Source organism: Bartonella sp. AA83SXKL (genome assembly GCF_042196965.1).
In the GTDB taxonomy this organism is placed as follows: Bacteria; Pseudomonadota; Alphaproteobacteria; order Rhizobiales; family Rhizobiaceae; genus Bartonella.
In genome coordinates, this window is sequence record NZ_JBHIRG010000017.1 from 21,311 (window position 1) to 28,959 (window position 7,649).

Below are 7,649 nucleotides of genomic sequence, written 5' to 3' on the forward strand. Positions count from 1 at the left end.
CTTTTTAGAAACGAGATAAGGCTTTCTGGTTTGCAGTTTTTGCTTCTTATGCTGTTTTTCTTCTTTGAGTTTATTTTTATTAAATTCTCTTGAAATCACTGCTTTGGGGTGGAATTTTTATTTCTATCTATATTTTTACGCGTTTTTATAAATAATACAATTTTAAATTGTGATATTTTGGGATTCTGGCTTTACATAAAACATAGGGTGGATATATAAAATACAAAACGTATTTTAAATTATCACGCGTAACCAAAGTTATTAAACAGAACGCGTGTTTTTTGTTTTTAGAGAAGGGGAAGAAAGTTTGTAGAAAATTATGTTTAAAAATCATCTCTCTTTATGTCATTTTACAACGGTTATTTTTTTCTTTGTATACAATACTGATGCAGGAGGTGAGATTTCTTCTGAGAAGAAGCAATATTCATGTAACGAAAGTGCCTCATTTTATCGCTGTAATGATGGTAAAACGCATGAAATTGCCAAGAAAACTTATCAACTTACGGGTGAAAGTTCTGATGCTGCCATAGAGGCATCAGGGAAAAATACAGTCATTGAGGGAGAGGCTATAATCATTAACGGTGTTTCGAATGCAAATGGCCATTCAGAAACAAACGCTTGGACAACAGCTGTAAAGTCCTCAAATGGGGGAGGCGTTGCTCTATTTGATTCCATGTTAAATGATGTGTCGATAGGGGCCGATATTAATGATGAGGGAGCTTTTGAGATGCAGGATGGGGTGATTAAAGCAACCAGAATGGGGATCAGTGTTGGGGGTAAAGGGTCGTTTGTTTCTTTGACCAAGACAGAGATTAAGACATCTTCTGATGCGATAGGTCTTTTGAGTCATAATGGTGCAAAAATTTATATGAAAGGAGGAAAAATTGATTTTGCTGATGGTATTGGTGTTCAAACAGGAGGAGATGGAGAAATTAATTTAGAGGGTGTTTCTATTACTGGGAGGGGGAAACAGGGAACAAATATAGATAATCATCGTGAAGGCTCTGCTTTTAGTCTGCTTCAGGGGAAAGGCTCTCTTAATTTCCAGAAGGGAAACGTTAATGTCGACAATGCTCATGGCATTGTAGTGCAGGGGAATAACCATAATGCTGCTCATATAAAATATTCCAATGTTTTTGTGAGAGGTAATGGATTTAATGGCATGCACTTTTTTTGGGAAGCTGTCTTAAATGATAAAAAAACAATTATACCTGGAAAAGGGACTGTCCATTTGACAAAGACAACTTTTATGGCTCCAGAAAGTACGGCTATTTATAGCCGCGAATTCGAAAGTTCTGTTAAACTCTTACAAAATTCAAAAATTTCTGGAGATTCACTCCTGAAAGCTGTTGAGCGTTCTAATGTAAAGATTGAGGCTGATGCTTCTACCCTTGTAGGAGGCGCACATGTTGATGAAAGTTCTACAGCTAAGATAGATTTAAAAAATGGTTCAAAGTGGATTTTATCGCGACCAAAATATGACAAATTGCAAAATTTTGATGCTTCTGGTTCTAATTTAGGGGACTATTCCTTCATTTCATCGGTTAATCTTACGGATAGTTCCCTTATTTTTGAAGAATTAAAATCTAAAACAACAAATGGTTATCAGACACTTCTCATTGGAAAAGGATCTGGGACTGTCTATAAAGCGCATGGTGATGTGAATCTTTATCTTAATACATATTTGGATCAAGGGGGAGAGCTTGAAAAGCAAAAAACTGATCGACTTTTAATCAATGGTGGTCTTGAAGGAAAAACAACAGTTCATGTTTATAAGATTCCTGGAAGTCCAGGGGCATTGACGGGAGATGGTGGTAATAATCAGGGGATTTCCATTATTCAGGTTTATGGACAAGCTGCTGAAGATTCTTTTCAGTTAAAGGGGGGGTATGTCACACTTGAATCCTCCCCCTATCAGTATCATCTTAAGAGTTATGGTCCAGGCTCTGCTTTAGGGGATGCAGATTCCAATCAAAGAGTGCTTAAAAACTCCGGAACATTTTGGGATTTCCGCCTTGAAAGTAAATTTGTTGATTCCACTAAAGTTTTTCCTGTTCTTGATTTGGTTGTCCCCCCTTCTTCTGATGATATTCCTTCTTTTCCTAAAATTCATCCTAATATTACTGGAGGTGAGGATGGTTCTATTGATTCTAACTCTCAGCAAAAATCTCAGGAGCCAAGTCTTTCTTCTCCTGTAGATTCTCCTGATAGGAATTCCCATCTTACGACTACACCTAATGTATCTGATGTTTTTGTGCTTGAGATCCCCAATCCTCTTTCCTCTCTTGCGCCTGTTGTTCCCGCTATTGCTGAATCTAATCCAGTTGCTCCACCTGAATCTGGTTCACTTGTTCCGCCATCTGTTTCACCCACTCCTTCTGTTGTTTCCCCAGTTGCATCTGTTTCACCTGTTCCGCCATCTGTTTCACCCACTCCTTCTGTTGTTTCCCCAGTTGCATCTGGTTCACCTGTTCAGTCATCTGTTTCACCCACTCCTTTTGTTGTTACTCCACCTGCGTCTGGTTCTTCTGTTTCGGCATCTGTTTTTGAGCTTTCTTCTCATTTTGAGCCAAATGTGAGAGTCGTTGTTCCACAGGTTTTGACTTATATTCTTGTGCCAAATACTTTATTTTATGCTGGATTGATGGATATCAGTAATCAAAGCAAGCAGTTGCAAGCGCTGCGAATTGTTTCTGGTCGGTTGTTGAAAAATGATGAAAATCCCGCTTTGTTTTTGCGCGGTTACGGTGGACATCATCATTATACTTCAAATTTGTCTGCATTTAAATATGGTGATTATGGCGGTGAGCTTGATTATAATGCACTAGAGGCAGGTATTTTACTCAAGAAAATCGAAAGTGCATACAGTACGACATCTTTTGGGATTATGGGAAATTATGGCAAACTTTCGTTGCAGCCTCGAAAGGTTAAACAAAGTCAAGAAAGTATATTTGATAAATGGACAATCACAGCATATGGAAGCATGCAGCATGATACGGGTCTCTATATGGATGGTCTCTTCTCTTATGGTTTGTTTAATGGAAATGTTCTCACACTTGAGCGAGGTAAAACGGCTGCATTGAGAGGGAAGCCCCTAAGTGTTTCCTTAACTGCTGGTAAAACGTTTATGATAGGCAGCCGATATTTTATTTTTGAACCACAGGTTCAGTTTGTTTATCAAAATCTCCAGTTTCATAAGACTCGTGATATTGATAATTTTAATATTGATATGCAAAGCCCAGATCATTGGGGGATGCGTATTGGTGGGTATTTAACGAAGACACTTACATTTACTAAAGATAAAGATGCACATGTTCTTTCATTCTATGGTAAGCTTCATTTCATTCGTAGTTTTGATGATAAACAATTTGTATATTTTAAAGATGCCTTCCAGCTTGGTTCCTTTGGGACTTCTTTAGAAGCTGGATTTGGTGTTTTTTCACAATTATCTCCCAAAATTATTTTTCATAGCGATCTGATTTATCAGCATAAATTTACGAGTGACGGCTTTTCCGGAACGCATTTTTCTGGTGGATTAAGGTATCATTTTTAATTGTATTTTTCTTTAATACATCCTTTGCGAAAGACATAAGCACAAAACATGGTTTTGTTGTGTTGTTTTTCTGATTTTTGTCTTTACATATAATACAAAACAAATTATATGTAACGGTACATAATAAGAATAATAAGTAGATGAACCAGGTGTGCTTTTCAGTTTTTTATGAAGATAAAATAAAGAAAGTTTAGACTAAATTATGATTAAAGTACTAAAACGCCATGTGTGTGTGTTCTCTTACGACCTCTATTTCTTTCTTCGCGCACAATATAGATGTGAGTGCAGAAGATTATAACCCTTCGTGTAATTCTCTTTTTAGTCGTATTCGTGTGATACAGTTTATGCTTCTCGTACTTTTGGAAGTCGTAATAAGTTATATATGAGTGGATTGGATAGGAGGGCTACAGGTGTTATTTTTACAATACGATCTCATAACATAGTTATGAAGCCGCAAAAAAGTAAAGGGGAAAAAGGCGTTTCAGGAACTGATGAAATTTTAGAATTAAAGAGATCTGAGAAGATTACATCAGCAGTGGTTGTGTCAAAAGATAATAAAACTTCTTTTAAAAAGAGTTCTATTACAGGAAATGGCGAAAAGAAAAGTGGTAGAAATACTACGTTATCTCAATCTGTGTTTGGTGTGAAGCAGGGTGGTTTTTTCCTTTGATGAAGGTAAGATTCAGGTTCTGATGTTCATGGTATAGAGGCAAGTGTCTTGCTCAATGCGATTGAGGATACACATCACACTTTGAGCTTTGGAATAATGGAGAATAATGGAAAAAAAACTCTCTACAACCTCAAGGTGTTAAAGAAAACAAAAAAGTACATTTGATAAATGGTCTATTACAGTATATGGCAGCATGCAGCATGATACAGGTTTTATATATAGATGTCCTTTTTTCCTATGGTTTATTTAAAGGGGATGTTCTCACGCAAGCAAGAGGCAAGACAGCAACATTGAAGGAAACACCTTTGAGTGCTTCATTGATTGCGGGCAAGTCATTTATGACAGGGCATAAAGGGGTTATTTTTGATCCGCAGGTTTAGGTTATTTATCAAAATGTGCGGTTTGATAAGGCGTCTGATATTGATGGTTTTGATATTGAGATGGGAAAGCTTGATTTGTGGGTGATGCGTGTTGGTGGGTCTTTAAGAAAGACGCTTGCTGCTTCTGAAGAGGCTCTTGTTGTTTCTTTCAATTACAAGCTTCAGCTTGCCATTAGTTTTAGAGGAAAACAACGTGTGCAGTTTGGAGATGAATTCCAATGAGGGCTTTTGGTTCTTCTTTAGAAACTGGAGTGGGGGTTGAAGGCTCAGTTGTCTTCAAACTTTGCTTTGCATGGAGATGTAACTTATCAGCATTGCCTTAGAAAAGGTGGTTTTTCAGGGATTATTTTTTCAGGTGGTTTATACTATCGTTTTTAGATACCTATGAAATATAGAGTAGTTTTTACATAAGTTATAGAGTGTTTTATGAAGTATAAAGTGCTTATTTAAGTTTTATACTTGCTATTGTTAGTGTGTTTAACTTAATGTTATGGGGAATATTTTTTATTTTTAACTAACAGGGGGAGAAAGGCAAATTGGGAATAAAGTTATGGTTAATGTATTAAGCGGGTATAGATTTTTATTTATTACAACGGCTATTGTTTCTTTTTTGCCAATCATGAGTGTTAATGCGAATTTTAATAATTTTGAAACTCTCTGTGATCCAAACGCTCAGTTTTATAAATGCAATGATGGTAAAAAACATACAATTGAAAATAAAACTTATCATTTGAAAAATTTTTCGAGAGTTCCTTCTGATTCTGCTCCTATTGCTGCTTTATATATAGAAGAACAAGGTACAGTTGTTGATGCATCTCAGATAACTGTTACGGGCGATAATTCGCGTCAAGGAACTGTATATGGTGCATATCTAAAACGTAATGCGCGTCTTAATTTAAAAAATGCAAATTTTAAGGATGTACTTGCGCTTCATGCGCAAAATTCAGTTATTAGCATGACAGATGGGGCGATTACAGGGACTTCTCGCGTTATGTATGCATTTGGAATAGGAACGGATATTGCTTTAGTGCGTGTAAATATTGAGCTTAAACCAAATGAATTCAATAGTACACAAGAATTAAATAGTACCCAAGAAATGGGGCTGGTTAGTAGTTTTAGTTCAAAGATTAGGATGTCAGGCAGTACCGTAACTTTTAATGAGATTGGTGGGTTTTCAGCACAGTTTGGGGGACAATATACTTTTGATAATACTGTCATTAAGGGAAGAGGGAAACAAGAGACTGTTATAGTAGATGAGAAAAATGTTGATAAATTACTGGGAGCTTTTGAGGTATCTCAAGGTAGTGATGTTCAATTGAGTGGTGGTTCTGTAGAACTTACAGGCATGCATGGCTTTTTGATTAAAAATCTTACAGGTTATACAGATGATAATGGCAAATTAATTAATAAATTTAATCATTTGTATGAGTTTCAAAAGACAAATATTAAGGTTAAAAAGACAAAAATTTCTGTTCAGGGGAAAGGAGCATATGGTCTGTATTTTTATGGGTTAAGTCCAGATGTATGGGTTGATTTGGTAAGGTATAATATGTCTTCTTCAGCGCTTTCGAGCGCGCGAGGAATTACTATAGGAACAGCATCTGTTCATTTGTCAGAGACAAATTTTGCGGTTCCGGATGGTATTGCCATTTATAGTGCCGGATATAGTGCTGGAGATCGTGTTTATGGAGCTCGAGCTAAGGTTAGGTTAGAAAAGACAAAAATCTCCAGCGATTTGTTTTTAAAAGCTGAAAATAATTCTTATCTTCTCGTTGAAGCAAATTCCTCTACACTTACAGGAGGTTCTCGTACCAAGGATGCCTCTGATATTTATTTACATTTAAAGAATGGTTCTCAATGGTATCTTACCAAAAGCAAATATCAAAATCCGCAGGAACCAGATGCTACGGTTTCATCGCTTTCAGGTGTGGATCTTGAGGATAGTACAATTGTTTTTGATCACTATCAATCTACTGGTTATCAAACGCTGTACATTGGAAAAAAAAGTGGTGTAAACAAGTTAGATGAGGAGGAGTACGTATATGGTGCAGATGGTAATGTTCAGATTAAGATGAGCACGTTTCTCAATAATGATGGTTCATTTAATTCTGAACAAACGGATCGTATTTTGATCTATGGGAATGTCTTGGGAACCACGCTTATTGGGATGGAAGAACTTTTAAAAACTTCAGATAAAGAAGCAGGCAATAAAAGGAGTCAAAGTATTTCACTTATTCAAGTTGCTGGGACGGCAGAGGAAAGTTCTTTTAAGTTAAACAATAGTTATACTACGGTTAATGGATTTCCTTATCAGTATAAACTTCGTGGCTATGGTCCAAGCTCTTCTTCTGGAAATGCAGACCCAAAGAATAGATTGGTTGCTGGGGAAGGGGATTTTTGGGATTTTCGTCTTGAAAGTGTTTACATTGGTTCTGAATTAGATTCTTCTGAAACTGCTTCTAAGCCAACGTTTACAGTTTTACCTCCTCAATCTGAAGCAGAAACAATTCCTTCTGAAAGACCAACAGAGACTATTTCACCTGAGCAGCCCTCTTCTGTTGAGCCTCCGCTTATGCCATCTACACCTTCTTTGCCTGAAGGTTCTAAACCGTCTGAAACATTAATCCCTACAGATTCAACGCTTACTCCTTCTGCATCAGCCCCGCCTGAGCTTCCTTCTGTACCAACAGTTCCAGAGGCTCCTTCTGCTGTGCAACCTATGCCTGCACCGTTTGTTCCAGTTGAAGATTCTACTAATGATGTTCTGCCATCTGAGCCCTCTGCTCCGGAGGACACTTCATCTCTGGATACTGTTTCTCCTCCTTCTGTCCCTGTCGAACCAAAGCCTTCTGAGTCCTCTGATCCTTTAGATCCTTCATCTAATCTCTCTATACCGCTTGATGTTCAGTCTAATCTCCAAATTAGAGCGGTTGTTCCACAGATTCCAACTTATCTTCTTTTGCCAAATGCCTTATTTCATGCTGGTTTAGTGGATATGACCACGCAAAATAAGTCGTTTGAGACAATACGGAATGCTTTTCATTCC

General features: G+C 37.2%; 3 protein-coding genes and 1 pseudogene. All 4 read left to right on the forward strand.

Going from position 1 to position 7,649, the window contains the following annotated elements:
- Positions 1-319: 319 nt before the first annotated feature.
- Positions 320-3,553: an autotransporter outer membrane beta-barrel domain-containing protein gene (locus ACFINO_RS07415; protein WP_375655346.1), complete on the forward strand. Its 3,234-nt coding sequence runs from the start codon at positions 320-322 to the stop codon at positions 3,551-3,553.
- 445 nt (positions 3,554-3,998) lie between these two features.
- On the forward strand, positions 3,999-4,223 hold the full coding sequence (locus ACFINO_RS07420) for a hypothetical protein (RefSeq protein WP_375655347.1): 225 nt from the start codon (positions 3,999-4,001) through the stop codon (positions 4,221-4,223).
- Between the two features lie 27 nt (positions 4,224-4,250).
- Positions 4,251-4,981 (forward strand): annotated as a pseudogene (locus tag ACFINO_RS11690) (autotransporter outer membrane beta-barrel domain-containing protein); the annotation flags it as partial.
- A gap of 172 nt (positions 4,982-5,153) precedes the next feature.
- The coding region (locus tag ACFINO_RS07435) for an autotransporter outer membrane beta-barrel domain-containing protein (protein ID WP_375655350.1) at positions 5,154-7,649 on the forward strand (2,496 nt) is incomplete at its 3' end.

Bases quoted from the DNA above. Each gene is read 5' to 3' on its own strand.
- ACFINO_RS07415 (WP_375655346.1), top strand. From the start codon at position 320: ATGTTTAAAAATCATCTCTCTTTATGTCATTTTACAACGGTTATTTTT.
- ACFINO_RS07420 (WP_375655347.1), top strand. From the start codon at position 3,999: ATGAAGCCGCAAAAAAGTAAAGGGGAAAAAGGCGTTTCAGGAACTGAT.